The sequence below is a fragment of the Nostoc sp. ATCC 53789 genome (assembly GCF_009873495.1).
In the GTDB taxonomy this organism is placed as follows: Bacteria; Cyanobacteriota; Cyanobacteriia; order Cyanobacteriales; family Nostocaceae; genus Nostoc; species Nostoc muscorum_A.
In genome coordinates this window covers 4,894,431-4,912,359 of sequence record NZ_CP046703.1, presented here as the reverse complement: position 1 = coordinate 4,912,359, position 17,929 = coordinate 4,894,431, and the positions used below count along the sequence as shown (strand labels likewise).

General features: G+C 42.4%; 12 protein-coding genes. 7 read left to right on the top strand and 5 right to left on the bottom strand.

Features of this window, described 5'->3' with window-relative positions:
* Positions 1-169: 169 nt before the first annotated feature.
* A complete protein-coding gene (locus tag GJB62_RS20260) occupies positions 170-2,335 on the bottom strand; it encodes a flavin-dependent dehydrogenase (RefSeq protein WP_114081903.1) in 2,166 nt (721 codons plus the stop codon).
* Between the two features lie 160 nt (positions 2,336-2,495).
* Here GJB62_RS20260 and GJB62_RS20255 point away from each other — a divergent pair, with 160 nt between their 5' ends.
* Together GJB62_RS20255 and GJB62_RS20250 are read left to right on the top strand one after the other, a co-directional pair.
* Positions 2,496-2,729 carry a hypothetical protein gene (locus tag GJB62_RS20255; protein ID WP_114081902.1) on the top strand — a complete coding sequence of 78 codons (234 nt, stop codon included), beginning with the start codon at positions 2,496-2,498 and terminating at the stop codon, positions 2,727-2,729.
* 938 nt (positions 2,730-3,667) lie between these two features.
* Positions 3,668-5,002, top strand: coding sequence for a hypothetical protein (locus tag GJB62_RS20250; RefSeq protein WP_114081901.1), 1,335 nt, complete (start codon positions 3,668-3,670; stop codon positions 5,000-5,002).
* A 118-nt stretch (positions 5,003-5,120) separates the two neighbouring features.
* On the opposite strand, the gene GJB62_RS20245 is transcribed toward GJB62_RS20250, so the two are convergent.
* Both GJB62_RS20245 and argS read right to left on the bottom strand, forming a co-directional pair.
* Positions 5,121-5,678, bottom strand: a complete 558-nt coding sequence (locus GJB62_RS20245) for an exonuclease (RefSeq protein ID WP_114081900.1) — start codon at positions 5,676-5,678, stop codon at positions 5,121-5,123.
* A gap of 152 nt (positions 5,679-5,830) precedes the next feature.
* A complete protein-coding gene (argS, locus tag GJB62_RS20240; RefSeq protein ID WP_114081899.1) occupies positions 5,831-7,585 on the bottom strand; it encodes an arginine--tRNA ligase in 1,755 nt (584 codons plus the stop codon).
* A gap of 237 nt (positions 7,586-7,822) precedes the next feature.
* On the opposite strand from argS, the gene GJB62_RS20235 reads away from it, so the two are divergent.
* Positions 7,823-8,014 (top strand): type II toxin-antitoxin system HicA family toxin, encoded by a 192-nt coding sequence (locus tag GJB62_RS20235; RefSeq protein ID WP_114081898.1) that lies wholly within the window; start codon positions 7,823-7,825, stop codon positions 8,012-8,014.
* Positions 8,014-8,238 (top strand): type II toxin-antitoxin system HicB family antitoxin, encoded by a 225-nt coding sequence (locus GJB62_RS20230; RefSeq protein WP_114081897.1) that lies wholly within the window; start codon positions 8,014-8,016, stop codon positions 8,236-8,238. Before GJB62_RS20235 ends, GJB62_RS20230 begins: the two co-directional genes overlap by 1 nt.
* Positions 8,239-8,372: 134 nt before the next feature.
* On the opposite strand, the gene murD is transcribed toward GJB62_RS20230, so the two are convergent.
* Together murD and glyS are read right to left on the bottom strand one after the other, a co-directional pair.
* Positions 8,373-9,848 (bottom strand): UDP-N-acetylmuramoyl-L-alanine--D-glutamate ligase, encoded by a 1,476-nt coding sequence (gene murD, locus GJB62_RS20225; RefSeq protein ID WP_114081896.1) that lies wholly within the window; start codon positions 9,846-9,848, stop codon positions 8,373-8,375.
* A gap of 84 nt (positions 9,849-9,932) precedes the next feature.
* Positions 9,933-12,086, bottom strand: a complete 2,154-nt coding sequence (gene glyS / locus GJB62_RS20220; RefSeq protein ID WP_114081895.1) for a glycine--tRNA ligase subunit beta — start codon at positions 12,084-12,086, stop codon at positions 9,933-9,935.
* A 301-nt stretch (positions 12,087-12,387) separates the two neighbouring features.
* Here glyS and GJB62_RS20215 point away from each other — a divergent pair, with 301 nt between their 5' ends.
* The 3 genes from GJB62_RS20215 (at position 12,388) to GJB62_RS20205 (ending at position 17,778) form a co-directional block, all read left to right on the top strand.
* A complete protein-coding gene (locus GJB62_RS20215; protein ID WP_114081894.1) occupies positions 12,388-12,978 on the top strand; it encodes a PEP-CTERM sorting domain-containing protein in 591 nt (196 codons plus the stop codon).
* A gap of 828 nt (positions 12,979-13,806) precedes the next feature.
* A complete protein-coding gene (locus GJB62_RS20210; RefSeq protein ID WP_114081893.1) occupies positions 13,807-15,096 on the top strand; it encodes a glycosyltransferase family 4 protein in 1,290 nt (429 codons plus the stop codon).
* 1,053 nt (positions 15,097-16,149) lie between these two features.
* Entirely contained in the window at positions 16,150-17,778 is a 1,629-nt protein-coding gene (locus GJB62_RS20205; protein ID WP_114081892.1) for an efflux RND transporter periplasmic adaptor subunit, read from the top strand.
* Positions 17,779-17,929: the final 151 nt, after the last annotated feature.

The following is a 17,929-nucleotide window of genomic DNA, read 5'->3' as shown; positions in this document are numbered from 1 at the left end:
CAATGACCAATGACTAATACAACTCTTGGAGAGGCTGCGCCCTAAGCGTAGCTATGCCGTAGGCTTTACGAATACGCGGTAGTTGAATCTCGACTTCGCTCGATTTCCGCGCAGTCGAAACTCACTACAAGTGACCAATGACTAATGACCAATGACCAATGACCAATGACTAATTGAGAATCCTTGCTTCTGACTTCGGAATTACGGCTTCTGGGTTTGTCTTTGCTACTTGAGAGCGCGATCGCGGTTTGCCTGTGGCGATCGCATAATTAATCGCCAATAGCCACAGCCACAAGCCTGGATTTCGGGGTTCTAGCCAAAAACCTACACGGTTTAAGAAGCGCCCAAACCAGGGACTTAGTAAAGCGCTAACAAGGGCATGACGACCGAAATTGAAATAACTACCAAGCCATCGCATTAAATCTCTAGGCCCAGCAAGTTCCCAAATCCATAAAAGTAAGGCAGGATTTCTTCTAGCGGCTTTGAGTGCTAGCCGATTAAAGGTTAACCAATCACACCGATCTTTGATGAAGTTATCTGCTACTTCTTGGGGTTCGTCTGCTAACAGTCCAAAGAAGGTGTTGAGCATGGAGTTAATGCGCTGGGGTGGTAAGAATTTCCCAGTGGGTACCATCATGCCTTTGGAAAATAGCCAAGTCACGGAAACGTTGCTTTGGTAAGCCCGAATTTGGTTCAAGTGGCGGAAACTCAATAAGTCGTGTTTGAGAGCAGTATCCAAAAGCGTTGTTAAGCGCTCTAAGTTGCGAACTAGCGAACCAAAACCGGTGAAGACGAGTGGAGACTGGAGTGATGCGGCATCGCCGATCGCAATCAATCGATCGAAGGCAACTGTGCGATCGCTACTTCCTACACTAAAATGCCCTGGTATATAGCCAAATGTCGGCTTCTTCCACACCAATTTGTCCATATCGCACCTGCGATACTCTGGCAAAATTGTGAAAAAGTCCTCGTACATCTCTAGCAAGGAACCAGGATTTTCAGCATTGACTTGATGGTAATGAAATAAATAAATCGTCAATTCATCATCTGCTGCGGGAAACAGTTCCCAAATTAACTGCCTTCCCCGCGAAATATCCCCATGACTATAAAGAACGTCCCCGTATTGTGAATCCCATACTCCCGGCTCAAATCCGCTCTCAATTACCGCTCCTACTGTTGGGCAGACGCTATCAAAGGCACGACCACCATTTAATTGCCAAGCGATGGGTGATGCAGTTCCCATTGCATCTATTAGCAGTCGTCCACTTACTTGTTTTTCAACCTGACTAGGTAAGTGCTTGACTTGCAACAGAACTTGTGATATATCAATATCTGCACGCATAAATTCTGTTTCATCCCAGATTTCGCCGCCTGCCGCTTGCAGCTTTTGCCCACACATTTGGAGCCATTTATCGGAATCTAAGCCTAAATTTAGGACTGTGGGTGTGTGCAGTACGGGCGATCGCAGTTTGGATGGATTGTTCGCATCAAAAAACTTATTGAATCCATCTTTGTATTCCCTAGCAATGATGGTTTCTAACTCAGCGGGGGTGACTAAACCCAGATTAACCAAGCTTTGAATCTCATCGCGAGAAATATTCCATTCTCGGTTCATCCGGCCAAAGGGCATTCGTTCCACCAGCAGGACTTTATATCCTAGTTTTGCCATCAATGCTGCATGAATCGCGCCTAGTGCGCCGCCGATATAAATCAGGTCGTAAGTAGGGGATGAGGAAGATGAGGAGGATGAGGAGGATATTATTCTTCCATCTCCCCCTGCTCCCCTGCTCCCCTGCTCCCCTGCTCCCCAGTCCCCTCGACTGGAAAACACAACTTGACGCGGCCTCTGCGGATTTCGTACTCCTTCGCGCCATCGTTTTTCCCACCAGTAGGCACGTGTTAGATCGTATTCACCGTTGGGCATTTTCTGAAAATACTTGACGGTGAGGGGGTAAGCAGAGGCTAAAGCGGCAAAAATCGATTCTTGGGATAAATCAATCGCTGGTGGTTCGGGATAATGATGCGGAAAACGGCTTCTGATTTCTTGGGTTAGGCGTTGCAGAATTTGTCTCTCACTGGGAAAGGGTTGTTCTGCCCAACGAAACACTTTCAGATAGGTAGTTCGTTGCACCGACCAAACAAATACCGAAAGTTCTACAGGCAAGTTTTCGGAAAGACCCGCCCCAGCAGGTGTCTTAGCACTGGGTATTTTGAGGCGAAAGCCTTCCGAAGTAAGCACTTTTTCTCCATTTCCAGGTTCAAAATCTGTTTGTAGCCAGCTACGCACAGTTTCTATATCTGGAGTTGGAACTTCTAAATAAAGGATTTCTCTCATCGTTTCCTGACATCTCCGATCAATCTACTCACTAAGACAGATTTTATGAAGGCACAAAGTAAGGTAAACTCCGCGCAACTAGTTTCATAAAGATTCAGTAAAGAAATTTTAAGAATTTGTTGAATTTATTGTTCATTTTGTATTTCTGTAAACCCACGCCATGAATTATCCCATTCCAGACAGTCCCCAAGAAATTGTTGCCCTGCGACAACAGCCAATTGATGAAGAACTCGTTGCAGCTGCGATCGCTGGAGTCATTAAAATTGTCCGCGCTCAGGGTCAATCTTTGGAAGAATTAACCGCTCAGTTGCTAGCAGATGATCCAATGCTGGATCAGCAACAACGTCGCTGGTTGAGCCAATTAGTTGCCCAATCCTGGGAAAAGTTCTCCTAAAACCTTGCATAATATAAAGAAAATTTTTGGCGCAGCATTAGATATTTAGTTTTGTAACTAAATATTGGGAATATTGGCGTTGGCTTTGCCCGCCGTAGGCATCGCATTTTAGGTATAGGAGTAACAATAATTGTCAGTATGGAATTGGCAATTAACTTGCTATTTTGGCATTGATGGCGCAGAAGCCACTAAATTAACCATATCAGCGTTTTACGTTGCTAATGAATTTTACAACGTTCTGAAAGCGAAAGACCTCTGCTTTACAGCCTAGTACCGCAAGGCGGAATTAAAAATTAAAAATTAAAAATGAATACAGCGTAAGCATTTCATTGATTTAGAATGGGTGGTTTATTTCTGCCGTGTTGTACTAGGTCTCTTTTTGGGTTCATCCTTATGCTTTTGATCGCCGCCTCGACACCTTAGCGGAATAAATCTTTTTGGCACATAACTTGAGTTAGCGATCGCCAACTAAGTGAGTGGAAATAAATACAACTATATTACAAAAAGTAAATATATTTAAAACCCTTAGCAATTAAGAACAAAAACGGAAAAATGACGACCTTAAATAGTTAACTTTATTTGTGCAGATTATCTACTACTTGTTCTGAAAATGACTATTTATAAACATTCTTTATTTAACATGACACTCATCAGTAAAAAGATGAATTTGGAGTATCATGATATCTCCTAGTAGCTATTTTTCTCTCTTTAAAAATATTTATTAGAGAACAAAATCTAACAAACCCTTAGTAAATATTTGCATTGTGAACCTTATATAGAGCGAGTTAGCGGCTTTAATCTCATGCAATCACTGTGAGATAGACCGTATTTCATCAAACTTAATATTCAATAAATATTCTTTAAAAACGATCGCAAAAATCATTTTTCTTGAAATCATCTATAAAGGTATAATCACAACATAAAATCGGAAATAAAATATGACAAAAGCACAAGATCAAACTCTAGATGCACGTAACCGCATCGTTGAATCAGCTAATCGTTTAGGGGTTCAACTCAATGAGCAAGAATTGGAACGTTGGATGAATTCCATCACCGAGGCCACAGGCGACAGCGATATTGTCGTAGACAAAGACACAGGTGCTTTTGGGCACAAAGTCACCATGTTGGATTTTGATCCGCAAGAGTTGGCACGGTTTCGCGCCATTGGCAAAATCGTCGAATTTGAGGACATTCCTGGTGTTGTAGAAACCGCGTTGGCAATCTCTGGTTCTGCGGCTCAATCTAAAATTCAGACTTATCCTGGTGACTGTGACTACTTCGAGCGGGTGAATATCATTGCCCCTACCCGTAGCGAAGCCTCCGAGATTCTTGGCAAACTGGTTCGGGATAAGGCGCTTAACACCATGTCCGGCCCCAATTATCAGTTAATTGATGTGAACTTTGGTGCCTATCCCCAACAAGTGGTTCGGGGAGAAAACACCAGACGTGCTGGTTCGCCAATTAACTGGCAACCCGATGAGGTGATTGCCGGTCAGATTGAGGTAAGCGACCTAGAGGGCAATCCTCTGGTGCTGACCTGGGATGCCGTAGCCCAAGACCCTAACTGGTCTTGGTGTAAGCTGGAATGGGTTGTTGCTGACACAATACGTAGTCAATTGTCCAACGCCAGCAACGTGGTAGATGTTACCTGGGAAGCACCAGATGGAACTATCACAGCACTAGACGGCTATCTAGACGGCTATTTTCAAGAAGTTTACCTGGATGCTGAATCTGCTCCCATCTTTTCCAAACTGGTGAAGCAAGCCTCCGCCGATGTCATGGATGATTATGTGGCGGTATTGGAAAAGGAAGTTAAAAAATATGTCAAACAAGGTAAACACCTCAACTACGGCAAAGCAGCCAAGCGGATGTACAACATCTTTCGGCTGAACGGGCGTTACGAGGAAGCAGCATTTCTGCGTGAATTGTTCGACGAACCTACAGCATTGCTTTACCAAGTCCATGCGTTAATGGGAACTGTGCAGCAAGCTAGGGACAATAGTGCTGTGTTTGATCTCGATAGCGTTCTCAATCAGGCAGATGAACTGATTGTGGCAGCTGTCAAGGTCTTGGAGGGGGAAGAAGAGTTAGAAATCGTGCGTCATTTGCTGCGTTTATATCGTAGTCTGTGCCGCCAAGAATCTGGCACTCCCCTTGGTTCCGAAGTAGAAGTAGCCCAGGCGGAAGTGATGAAAATAGTCAACAATTTCTTCTATGAGAAGATGACGGCGTTACCCACCATTAAGGCTTATATCGAAGGTACTCAGGTATAGGGCAAGATCCTCGGTTTCTCAAAGGAGTAAGGGATTTCCGATAACAATGAATCAGGCTTCATCGTTATCGGAAATCTGTTACAAAATCTTATGAAGTGCGATCGCATAGCTATCTTACTTAACGCTGTAGATTCGCTTGCAAAAGATTACAGAATAACTTTCCTTGCTGAATGGCATCATCCAAGGCAATGTGAGCCAATGGAAGATTTTCTAACCATGCAGCAGGTAGATTATCCTTGCCAGATTCGTTGTAGCTTTGTTTTAAGAATGCCATCGCATAGGAACGGATATCCAATGCCGAAAATTTAAAGGGGCTATCGCCCACAAAGTTTATCAAGTACCAGTAGACAAACATAAAGTCATAGGCTGCTGGATAGCCAACAAAGATCGGTTTACCTGGTAAAGCCACAAGCCAGGCGTGGTAAGACTCCATGACCTTTAGAGGCGGCTGGGGGTCGGCTCGACTAGCTGCCCAAGCATCTGGCTGTTCTGCCCACCATTTCATGGTTTTGGGATGTCCTTGGGCCTCTGGCAAGGTTTCTAAATTAGCTGTAAAAGTCCCAACCAATTGTTTGTCTGCGGTATACGCAGCTGAGGCAAGACTAAGCATGGAGTGGGGCCCAGGGATAGGGCCATCCGCTTCTATATCAGTGCTGACGTAGATTTCGATTGTCACCTTTTATCCTGCCTGTCTTTTATCAGTATGTTTCATGCTAATACCAGTGTGAATATCTTAAAAAATCTCACAGATGCGATCGCCTCCAAGTCCAGCAATTCTGATGAAAAAACCAGCTTAACTCTTACTTAGCGTACCTTTGCGTTAAAAAATTACATCCTCTCCAACACCTGAATTCCCAACAAAGATAATCCCAACTTCAGAGTTCTAGCAGTCAAATCACATAAAACCAAGCGGGATGTTCGCTGCGGTTCCTCCGCCTGTAATATAGGACAGCGATCGTAAAATTGGTTAAACTTCTGACTCAGTTCAAACAAATACTCACATAAACGATTAGGCAGCAAGTCTTGCTCTACACTACTAATAACTTCATCCAGTTGAAGTAAATATTTTGCCAGCGCTAATTCTGTTTCATGCTGCAACAAAACAGCATTATTTCCCAACTCTTTAAAGTTAATATCACCCTTGCGGCTAATCCCATGAATCCGCGCATAAACATATAGCATATAGGGCGCAGTATTACCTTTGAGATCCAGCATTTTGTCGTAGCTGAAGATGTAGTTACTGGTGCGATTTTGGCTTAAGTCTGCATACTTAACTGCACTGATTCCAACTACCCTAGCAACTTCATTAATAAATTCTTCAGTTTCTTGACGTTCTTCTTTTTGTAATCTAGTTTTTAGGTCAGCATGGGCATGAGAAACAGCTTCGTCTAATAAATCCCGTAACCGCACAGTATCCCCAGAACGAGTTTTGAATTTTTTCCCATCTTCTCCTAATACCAACCCAAAGGGAACATGGACTAATTCCACATCATCGGGAATCCAGTCGGCTTTGCGTGCTACCTGGAAGAATTGGGCAAAGTGGTTTCCTTGTCCAGCATCAGTTACATAAATTATCCGCTTTGCTTCATCCTGCTGAATCCGGTAGCGGAGGGATGCTAAATCAGTTGTGGCGTAGTTATAACCGCCATCTGATTTCTGCACAATCAAGGGTAAAGGTTCACCTTCTCTATTTGTAAATCCATCCAGAAAAACACATTTTGCGCCCTGGTTTTCTACCAGTAAGCCAGATTTTTCTAAATCTTCCACAACACCAGATAATAAAGGGTTGTAGAAAGATTCACCGCGTTCAGTTAACTTAATATCCAGCAATTCATAAATTACTTGAAACTCTCGCCGTGATTGTTCGCATAACAGTTTCCAAGCATGAAGTGTATCTTCTGCACCTGCTTGTAATCTGACAACTTCTTGGCGTGCTGTTTCTTGAAAAGCTGTATCTGTATCAAAGCGTTGTTTAGCTTTGCGGTAAAAAGAAACTAAATCACCAATATCTAAAGCATTAGCGGTGGTAAGTGCATCTGGGTAAACTTCCCGCAGATAGGCGATTAACATTCCAAACTGCGTACCCCAATCACCGACATGATTTAACCGCAGCACATCGTGTCCTTGAAATTCTAAAATCCGGGCGATGGAATCACCAATAATCGTAGAACGCAGGTGTCCGACGTGCATTTCTTTGGCAATATTCGGACTGGAAAAATCCACAATTTCCCGCTTGGGTGTTTTCGCTGGTGGAACTCCAAGTCTGGAATCAGCTTGAATCGTATTCAGTTGTGCTTCCAGGTATGCCGTTTTCAGTTTCAGATTGATGAATCCTGGCCCAGCAATTTCCGGTGGTTCGCAGATTTCGGATACATCTAGTTTCTCAACGATCGCATCTGCGATCGCTCTTGGTTGCTTTCCTAACTTTTTACTCAGGGATAAAGCCACATTCGCCTGATAATCACCAAATTTAGGATTACTCGCAGAAACCAAAATTGGATCTACTCCCGCGAAGTCAGCGCCAAAAGCCGCGATTAAAGCCTGTTCAAGCTGAACTTTTAGTTTTTCTTGTGTAGCGTTCATATATAAATTTTATCTGGGAGAGAGAGAATGTAGCTCTGGAAAAGCTTGATTATTAACTTTAGCATTTCATTTTGAGCCACTCGATTCATGAGAAATATTTTTGTCCATCTACTTACCAATGCCAAAACCCACGACAAAATGACGGACAGAAATTACGACACAATGTCGTTTACTTTTCTTTCTCAATAAGACACTCTATCTGTAATATAAATTTCACCTATACAGATAAGCGTTAGCATGAAAGTACGCGAAGTTATCAAACGACTAGAAGCTGATGGTTGGTATCTTGCTAGAACTAAAGGTAGTCATCGACAGTTCAAACATCCAGATAAACCTAGTACTGTAACAGTGTCTGGTAAACCAAATGTGGATGTGCCAATTGGTACTCTTAAAAATATCTGGAGACAAGCTCAATTGGAGGAATATTAATGCGTTATACAGTTGTGATTGAAAAGGGAGAAACTAGCTATGGCGCTTATATCCCTGATTTACCAGGTTGTGTAGCTGTGGGTGAAACTTTAGAAGAAGTCAAGCAGATGATTGCAGAAGCGATTGAATTTCATATAGAAGGAATGCTAGAAGATGGTTTACCTATTCCTAAACCTACAAGCATTGCTCATGAGGTTGAAGTTGCAAACTACAGCAAAACATAATTATAGAAAACCACTAAAGTAGCTCCAAACAATGCTTCTAGAATATTTTAAGTCTCTTTGATAATGCGATCGCACCGCACTTTTAGATTACATAATTAATTCACTGTGTAACTGCAAGCCACACAGTGAATTAATTATAGGGAAGACGAAAGAATCGATTTGTATTGAAGCCTTGCTCCTCCCGCCCAAGCAAGGCACAACTGACGGAAATCATCGCCGCGCACCTCAAAATTCGGGTACTGATCGAAACTCGCGCAAGCTGGAGATAGTAACACCACAGGCGCTTCATACTCCTTGGCTAATTCCGCCGATCTGGGGATTGCCCTTTCCATAGTTTCGACAATGTGGTAAGAATAATACCCCACTTCTTGAAGGCGTTGGGCAAATGCGGGTGCAGCAGAGCCAATCAATAACACAGCAGCAGCTTTAGTTTGGATTTGTGCTAGCCAGCCAGTATCATCACCTGCTTTGGCTTCTCCACCAGCAATTAAAATCGCTGGACTTTTCACTGATGCTAAACCAACTTCGGCCGCATCGTAGTTAGTGGCTTTGCTGTCGTTGATGAAATCAATACCTTCCCAAGTGCAGATATGCTCCAAACGATGAGGAACGCCAGGGAATTCCTGAATCGCAAGTGCGATCGCATCACGATTAATTCCCGCTAATCGTGCTGTTGCTACTGCCATCAAGAGATTTTGCTGGTTATGTTCTCCCACCATCCGCAAAGTCGATACTTTCACAATCGGTTCTGGTGCAGAGGTAGCAGTCAATTTTTCCACAACCCAGCCGTCCTCGATGTAAAAGCCTTTTTCGCTAATCAGGAAATCTTTTCCTCTAACACTTGTCCAATAAGCATTAGGCCAAGCACTTAAACCTTGTTGGCTCAAGTAGGCATCATCGCCATTGAACACTTGCAATTCTGACTGACGCAACAGCTTTGCTTTGATATTGTAATAGTTCTCTAAAGTCTTATGGCGACTAAGATGATCCGGTGTGAAAGTCGTCCAAACACCGATCCGGGGTGCAAGAGAACTGGAAGATTCTATTTGATAGCTGCTAACTTCCGCAATCACCCAATCAATATGATTTTGGATTGGAGTTTCCCTACCTCTTTCCTTATCCCTCTGTCCCCTATCCTCTGTCCCCTGTCCCCTATCAGATAGGGCAACTTCACAAGCGGCGTAGCCAATGTTACCGCAGGCGGGCGCGTCTAATTCTGCTGCTTGAAAAATGGCAGCAATTAAAGCTGTGGTAGTAGTTTTACCGTTAGTACCTGTAATTCCTACCCAAGGTAGCGATCGCAAATTTCGCCAAGCGAGTTCCATTTCCCCAATGGTTTCAATACCTAATTGGCGTGCCTTAATTAATATGGGAATATCCCAAGGCACGCCAGGACTAACAACTATTAATTGGGGTAAATTATCACCATTTAATTCTAGGGATTGACCTAGTTTAACGGTTATTTGCTCGGCAGCGAGTTCTTGTTGTTGTTGTAGGAGGGTTTTGGAGGTGTTGCCATCACTCAGCTCTACCTCCCAACCTTCCCGTTTCAACAATCTCGCCGCAGCAACACCGGACTTTCCCAATCCAATAACATGAGCTTTGGACATAGATTGCAGCAGAGTGTCCCTGGTTAAGCACTCCCTATAGTAGCGTTTATTGGCAAAAATTACACAACTTTTTGTTGACTTACGCTACAGATTTTTGACGATCGCACCAAAGTCAGCTAAAACACGAGCATGATTGCGAACCAATCCCAGTAGGTGTAATCGATTACGCTTAATTTCTGGATCGGAGTCCATAACTAAAACGCTATCTGGCCCATCAAAGAAGCTACTAACTGTCGGAGCAATTTTTCCTAGTGCTGCTACTAACAGTTGATAATTTCGTGTCTGCTGTGCTGTTTGAGTTTGTGGTACTGATTCGATCAAAGCATTATACAAGGCTGTCTCAGAGGGTTTTTGGAATAATTCTGGACGAACTACGGTTGTCGGTTCTAGCTGTTTTGTATCCAAATCACCTTGGGCGGCTAATCGTGTGGAACGGTTAACGGTTTCGTAGATGTTATCTAGAGTACTGTCGTTACGGATTTGTTGTAAGTACAAGGCGCGATCGCGGACATCCAATAAATCCTTTAATGTCCGTTCTGTGTATTCTGGGTCATTTTCTCCTAAAACTGCATTTACTAAATCGTAATCAATCTGTTTTTCTTCTTGTAATAAGGTGCGGATACGTTGTAAGAAAAACTCTTGTAATGCTGTGGTTAATGATGCCTGATCTTTTTGATATTTCGCGGCAAAATCTGTTGATATTTGCGCCAATAAATCATCTAAATTTATTGGCAAATTATAAAACCAAGTAATTTTAACTACAGCATTAGCAGCCCGACGCAAAGCGAAGGGATCGGAGGAACCAGAGGGAATTAAGCCTAAACCAAATATACTTACCAAGGTATCTAATCTATCAGCCAAACCGACAATTTGACCTGTGAGTGTTTCGGGTAAATTGTCACCGGCTCCCGTTGGCAAATAATGTTGATAAATTGCCTTTGCTACTTCGGCATCTTCACCACTAGCTAAGGCATATTTTTCTCCCATAATGCCTTGCAATTCCGGGAATTCATACACCATTTGAGTTACCAAATCTGCTTTACACAATAAAGCAGCACGTTGGATTTTTTGGCTTTGATTTTCAGCTAATTTTAATTGGGTGGTAATTTGCTCGGCAATCTTGACCACTCTATCTATCTTGGTACGCACCGAACCCAATTCTTCTTGGAAGGTGACTTTTTCTAACTGAGGTAAAAAGCTTTCTAAAGGCTTAGTTAAATCAGCTTCGTAGAAAAATCTGCCATCAGCTAATCTGGCACGAATTACCCTTTCATTTCCGACGGCAACAATATCTGATTTTTTGGGATCGCCGTTAGAAATGGTAATGAAATTAGGCAATAATTCTTGCTCAGAACTACCTGGTTTGAATACAGGGAAATAACGTTGATGAGTTACCATAACTTCCGTAATTACTTCAGTTGGTAATTCCAAAAATTCTGGTTCAAATTTACCAACAACTGTAGAAGGATATTCTACAAGGTTGGTTACTTCTGCTAACAAATCGGGGTAAATGACTGTATACCCGCTTAAACTTTCTGCTACTGCCTTAACTTGCTCTTTGATTAGGTTTTCCCGTTCTTCGGGGTCAACGGTGACATAAGCAGATTTGAGGGCGGTAACGTAATCAGTCGCTTGGGCGATTGTTACAGGTTCAGGATGTAAGACGCGATGACCTTGAGAAATGCGATCGCTCTGAATCGTTTTAGAACCATTCACCAATTCCAACGGTAGCACCGTCTCATCTAACAAAGCTACCAGCCAGCGAATTGGTCGAGAAAACCTCCCATCCCCATCTCCCCAACGCATCAATCGCTTACCTTCTAAACCCCAAATCCATTGGGAAACAAGTTCTGTCAAAATTTCCGCCACAGGACGACCAGGAATTCTTTTTTGTACAAAAACAAATTCCCCTTTGTCAGTGGGGCGAAGGAAGAGTGCATCTAGTTCCACACCTTGCTTTTTAGCAAAGCCTAATGCTGCTGCTGTTGGCTGACCATCTTTAAAGGCAGCTTGGGCGGGAGGCCCTTTAATTTCTTCTTCTCGGTCTGCTTGCTGGGATGGTAGACCTTTAATCAATACCGCTAAACGCCGGGGAGTACCGTACACTTGGACACTTTCACCCTGAAGGCTGTTTGCTTCCAAACTTTTGGGAATGCGTTCTCGCCACTGTATTAAGGCATCACTGAGAAAGCTTGCAGGTAATTCTTCTGTACCAACTTCTAATAGAAACGCAGGCATAGGTCACTGTTTTCAACTTTGCGTAGCTCAACTTTATCAGTTATTCTCAGGCGATCGCTCGTGATTTTTAGGTAATAACCCTTGCTACATACATCAAAATAGATAAATTTGAGTTTAGGTTTGTTAAATAGACTTGATATCTTCTCGAAAACTTTAAAAAATAAGTGTTTTTCTTCATCTAGTTGTCATATTTGCCTCAGTCTGCCATGTAGTATTTACTTATATTTATTTCTATCGTAAAGTTAGTGTTGTTTGATGCACTGATATTTGCATCATGTAAATAAATCTTGGAGATATAACAGTGAGAAACATTTTTGCCAAAATCGCTGCTACCACAGCAACCAGTGCTGTACTTAGTGTTGCGATCGCTGCTGGTGCTAACAACCCTGCTCAAGCTATTGATTTCAACTTTAACTGGCTAGGAGATGCTGGTTATTCCGCAGTCGGTTCATTCAGCTACGACGAGACTACAGCACCGACAATTATTTCAGAAAGTGGTAGTGGAGCCACCAATTTTTTACAATCCTTGACTGTCTCTTTCTTAGACCCATCTAATAATCCTCTGGGAACTTATAACACCGTTACTTCTGGGGTATCACAATCTGATTTCTTCGCTTTCAACTTTGATACTGCTACTCAGAAATTGTTTGGCCCTCTGAATATAGGAGGAGGAACAGGTGTCATTGGAGAATACTTCTTTACTGGAACCGTTAGCGAATCTTTGGCATTACGTCAGGATGTCGATCAACAAGGCACATCAATAACACTAGATGAAAATTCTGGTTCTATTCAGGTATCCAAAGTTCCTGAACCTGCTTCTCTGTTGGGTTTTCTGGCATTTGGGGCCTTGGGTGTAGGCTCAACTCTGAAGAAAAAGCAAGCCTCTTGCTAGAAAGTAAGGCTTTCTAGTTAGAGGTTGCCAAGTTTAGTTTAATGAATCTCTATTTTAGCTCCAATAGTTCAGTGAACTGGTGAGTTTATCATCCAGCCTTATCGGTTGGCGATCGCTCGAATACTTATGAAAACAAGTATTCGAGCGATTATAATCAGAAGTATTTTCGCTAAAATCGTCCTGACTATAGCAATCAGTGCAACTTTTTAGTATTGCGTCAGTGTAGCCCGCTACAGGTAACAACCCGAATCAAGCTGTTGATGTCAATTGCGATACATTGGAGTTTTTTTCAGTTACAGTTTTAAATACGAAGCTACTAAACACACTAATGTTAAAAATTTAGTGCCTTTGAGCCACTAAAAAAACTGGACTCTCACCCATTAATGCAATATTGTTTACTTGGTTAAAAATACTTCATGTGCCAGTTCACAAGGCGGAATGCAGGTTATATGCATGATATTAAGTCTCATGCTACAATCCCCTCAGTGTAAATTTAACAACTCTATTCACTTTTAAATAACTGAACAACTAATCATATATATAGGAAGGAATTTAAATAAGTGAACAATTAAAGTTTATTAGTTAACACGCGTAACTTTTAAATATACGATTGGGAAACTTTATCCAACCAGAAAAACTGATAATTGTTCGCTACTAACTGTTAAAATCCACCTAGAAAATTTCTCAGCAGTGCTTATCGCAATTGTGATTTAGAAAAATCATAATCTCATCACAAACTAAATTAAATAATAAAAGTTGCAGCCTCTATTGAAGTTAGCAATAAATCCGATTATCTCCGGCTGTATTTACCAAATTTATAAATAGCTCATGCACATTCTGATATATTCCTACAACTATCATCCAGAGCCGATTGGAATTGCTCCCTTAATGACTGAATTGGCAGAAGGACTAGTAAATCGAGGTCATGAAGTGCGGGTGATTACTGGAATGCCCAACTATCCTGAGCGCGAAATTTACGATGGTTATCGGGATCAATGGTACATTAATGAACAAAAAAATGGTGTCACAATTCAGCGAAGCTACATCAGAATTAAGTCTAAACCTAACCTTTTAGATCGTCTCTTGCTGGAGTTAAGCTTTATTTTCACAAGCTTACCTCAAGCCTTTAGAGGTGAACGTCCAGATGTAATGATTTTAACAGTACCGCCTTTGTTAGGTATTCTACCAGCAACAATATTTGGTTGGCTATACAACTGCCCAATAGTTCTAAATGTGCAAGATATATTACCAGAAGCTGCTGTGCGTATCGGGCTACTGAAAAACAAGTGGATGATTCGAACTCTTGCAGCTTTAGAAAAATTTGCCTATCGAACTGCACATACTATTAGTGTTATCGCCGATGGATTTCGTGAGAATTTAGTGAATAAGGGAGTACCTGTTAATAAAATCGTTTGTATTCCTAATTGGGTGAATGTAAATTTCATCCACCCTTTACCAAAAAAGAATAACTCTTGGATATCTAGTCATCAACTGGATGGGAAATTTATAGTCCTTTATTCGGGCAACATTGCTCTAACCCAAGGTTTAGAAACTGTAATAGAAGCAGCAGTTTGCTTACGTCATATTAAAGAAATTGTCTTTGTCATTGTCGGCGAATCAACAGCATTGCAAAGGTTGCAAGAATATTGTCTATTACATGGAGCAGATAATGTTTTGCTGCTACCATTGCAGCCGAGAGAAAAATTACCCGAAATGCTAGCAGCAGCTGATGTCGGGCTGATTGTGCAAAAGCACAATGTAATTTCGTTCAATATGCCTTCAAAAATACCATTACTATTGGCAAGTGGTCGCCCAATTGTGGGTTCAGTTCCTGCAACTGGAACTGCTGCTAGAGCGATCAAACTCAGTGGTGGTGGGATAATTGTTGAGCCAGAATCGCCCGATGCAATGGCCGCTGCGGTGCATGATTTATATGCCAATCCTACTCTCTGTACGAAGTTAGGTAACGCGGGAAGACAGTTTGCCGAAGAAAACTATTCGTTGGAGCAAGCACTTGATCGGTATGAAGGGCTGCTTTTTCATATTCTTGCTAACCGAAAATCAACTGTAGGTATCTTGCCGAAATTGGATTCTAAGGAATCAGTTGTGGATGCTTGAAGGGCATTGAGCATGACTCGCTCACATATACAGAAGCCTGATGAGGATAAATTAAATCACCCGAATGGGTGAGTTAAGAATCATCCGATTGGATGACCTAAGTGTAGGAAGATAAGACCGCTCAAAAATAGGACTCTAGAGAACACTGTATTGATTGCACTTTGTTCTTGGTTAGGATAACTCAATGAAACTTGCAACTTTGATGAATAGAGCTGAATTAATCAGCTTAGGCATCGCTCGCCGTTGGCGTACTCCTACTCAGAAGCAAGCTACGCGCAGCGTATCGCAGACAAGGCATCGCTCCATACATTGCACCGTACATTTTTCTTCCCTAAGATCAGTATTCAATACGACTCAAGAGGGATAAACTCATCTTTAAACTTATACAAATCTAGTTTCCTATGTGGTTATAATGCAAGCAAGCGCTTGCAAACGCTTATGGCAGAATTCCAGCGTCATGTCTGATTTTATACAAAGCAAACAAATCGTTAATCGCTGCGCGAAGAGCTAGGTGGTTATGTACTTGCAAAAAAGTCAAGATAAGGGTGCAGTATCTTCAGATATAGATTTAAAAGCATCTGTAGATAGTTCCACGGGTATGTTGTTTCACGGTATTCTGCGTTTTTAGCGATATCCCTACCACATTAGATTATAGATATGAATACTACATCGAAACTTCTTTAAATTTATTTGTACACGGTATCAGGCAGTTTGCCATTGCAGGAGGCAGAAGATTGTATTGATTCCCTTGGAACAACATAAACCGTGTTTTCTCTATGACGGAAAGTGATGGTTTTATACTGACCAAAAAAGTTTTATAAATTACACTTTAAAAAAATGATGGGAGTTAAGTAATGTACAAAATAACCATAATGTGATGAATCATATTTGTTTGTTTTAGGTACTAGACATCGTGAGCGATCGCCCAAATACCCAAATACATATTTGTTAGTTATCAACATCAAAACAAAGGGCTAAAAAACTATCCAGATAATGCTTTTTTAGTCAAGAGTAGATTGCCCAAGTCTAAATCCACAAGACGAGAAACCGAAGATGTCCCATTCTGAGTTCCCTGATTCTCCGCTTCCAGTTGAAATAGAACAGCCTGCTGTTACTGATTCTAGTCAAGAGCCACAATCACTGCCAGAGCGATCGCCTAAACCACCTCAAAAGCGTCGTTGGCCTCTAATTTTGGGAATTATCCTCTTAATTGGAGGCATTGGTTTTGGTTGGCGCTGGTGGCAAACTAGTAGTGCTAGTAATCCACCAGCAGGTGGGCCAGCTGCTGGTCAACCGATGGCAATTCCAGTCAAGCTAGCGACTGTGCAACCTGAAACTGTGCAAGAAAGTTCGGAGTTTATTGGCTCCTTAGAGGCTCCACGTTCGGTAATTATCAAGCCACAGGTTGAAGGACGAGTTACCCAAATTTATACCAAAGAGGGCAGCCGTGTTCAACAAGGGCAAGTTATTATTAGCCTAGAAAGTGATAGTGTGCAAGCGCAATTATTACAAGCAAAAGCTGCACTAGCACAAGCTCAAGCACGTCTTGCTGAACTCAAAGCGGGTACGCGACAAGAAGAAGTTGCCCAAGCTAGAGCGCAGTTAACCCAAGCCCAAGCTCGCTTGCGAGATGCCCAGTCGGGGTCGCAACCACAAGAAATTGCTCAGGCTGAGGCTCAAATTCAGTCAGCTAAATCGGATGTAGAACTAGCACAGTCACGAGCCAAGCGATACGCACAATTGAGAAAAGAGGGCGCAGTTTCTGAAGATACCTTAGAAGGATATGTCAAAGAACAGCAAAGTGCTGAAGCTGCCCTGGTTGTAGCCCAGAAACGCCTAGCTCAACTCCGCCAAAGCAGAACTTCTAGTATCAATGAGCTAGCTGGAGCTTTGGAACAACAGAAACAAAACTTAAGGCAACTAGAAAATGGTTCCCGCCCAGAAGAAATTGCCCAAGCGCGATCGCAAGTAACGCAAGCAGCAGCGCAAGTCCAAGCAGCCCAAGTTCAACTGCAATACACAAAAGTTCTGGCACCTTTTACTGGTACTGTTGGCGATATTCCCACAAAAGTGGGAGATTATGTAGAAAAAGCAGACCAACTCACTACACTTACTAGAAATGACTCTTTAGAACTAAATATTTCCGTTCCCCTAGAAGAAGCCAAAAAGCTGCGCTTAGGATTACCAGTGCAAATGCTGAACGCTCAAGGTCAACCCGCAGCAAGGGGTAAGATAAGTTTCATTTCTCCAGATGCTAGTTCCGATTCGCAGACAATTTTGGTGAAAGCTAACTTTGGTAATTCTAGAAGTCAACTGGTAAATCGCCAATCAGTGCAAACCAAAGTGATCTGGAACGAACGTCCAGGAATTTTAATTCCAGTTACAGCAGTATCTCGCCTGGGTGGGGAGACATTTGTATTTGTAGCTGAAGCGCCAACAGAAAAAAACACTGAAGCACCAGCAGAAAAAAAAGCTGAAGCACCAGCAGAAAAGAAAGCTGGAGCGCCATCTTTAGTTGCTCAACAAAAACCTGTGAAATTGGGAGTTATTGAGGGGAATAATTATCAAGTTATCGAAGGACTAAAAGCTGGAGACAAAATTGTTGTTTCCGGTATTCTCAACCTAACTAATGGCGCTCCCATCAGTCCCGCACCGCAAGAAGTGGGTAGTCAGAAGCCATAGGGAGGGAGCAGGGGAGCAGGGGAGCAGGGGGGACAGGGGGGACAAGGGGACAAGAGAGACAAGGGGGAATTATTGAACAAGTCTCTCCCTTGTCTCCACCCTCTTCCTTGTCTCCTTTATCTCTTCTCCATGCCCCATGCCCAATGCCCCA

Bases quoted from the DNA above. Each gene is read 5' to 3' on its own strand.
- argS (WP_114081899.1), bottom strand. From the start codon at position 7,585: ATGAACGCTACACAAGAAAAACTAAAAGTTCAGCTTGAACAGGCTTTA.
- GJB62_RS20205 (WP_114081892.1), top strand. From the start codon at position 16,150: ATGTCCCATTCTGAGTTCCCTGATTCTCCGCTTCCAGTTGAAATAGAA.
- GJB62_RS20210 (WP_114081893.1), top strand. From the start codon at position 13,807: ATGCACATTCTGATATATTCCTACAACTATCATCCAGAGCCGATTGGA.
- GJB62_RS20235 (WP_114081898.1), top strand. From the start codon at position 7,823: ATGAAAGTACGCGAAGTTATCAAACGACTAGAAGCTGATGGTTGGTAT.
- GJB62_RS20250 (WP_114081901.1), top strand. From the start codon at position 3,668: ATGACAAAAGCACAAGATCAAACTCTAGATGCACGTAACCGCATCGTT.
- GJB62_RS20255 (WP_114081902.1), top strand. From the start codon at position 2,496: ATGAATTATCCCATTCCAGACAGTCCCCAAGAAATTGTTGCCCTGCGA.
- murD (WP_114081896.1), bottom strand. From the start codon at position 9,848: ATGTCCAAAGCTCATGTTATTGGATTGGGAAAGTCCGGTGTTGCTGCG.
- glyS (WP_114081895.1), bottom strand. From the start codon at position 12,086: ATGCCTGCGTTTCTATTAGAAGTTGGTACAGAAGAATTACCTGCAAGC.
- GJB62_RS20230 (WP_114081897.1), top strand. From the start codon at position 8,014: ATGCGTTATACAGTTGTGATTGAAAAGGGAGAAACTAGCTATGGCGCT.
- GJB62_RS20260 (WP_114081903.1), bottom strand. From the start codon at position 2,335: ATGAGAGAAATCCTTTATTTAGAAGTTCCAACTCCAGATATAGAAACT.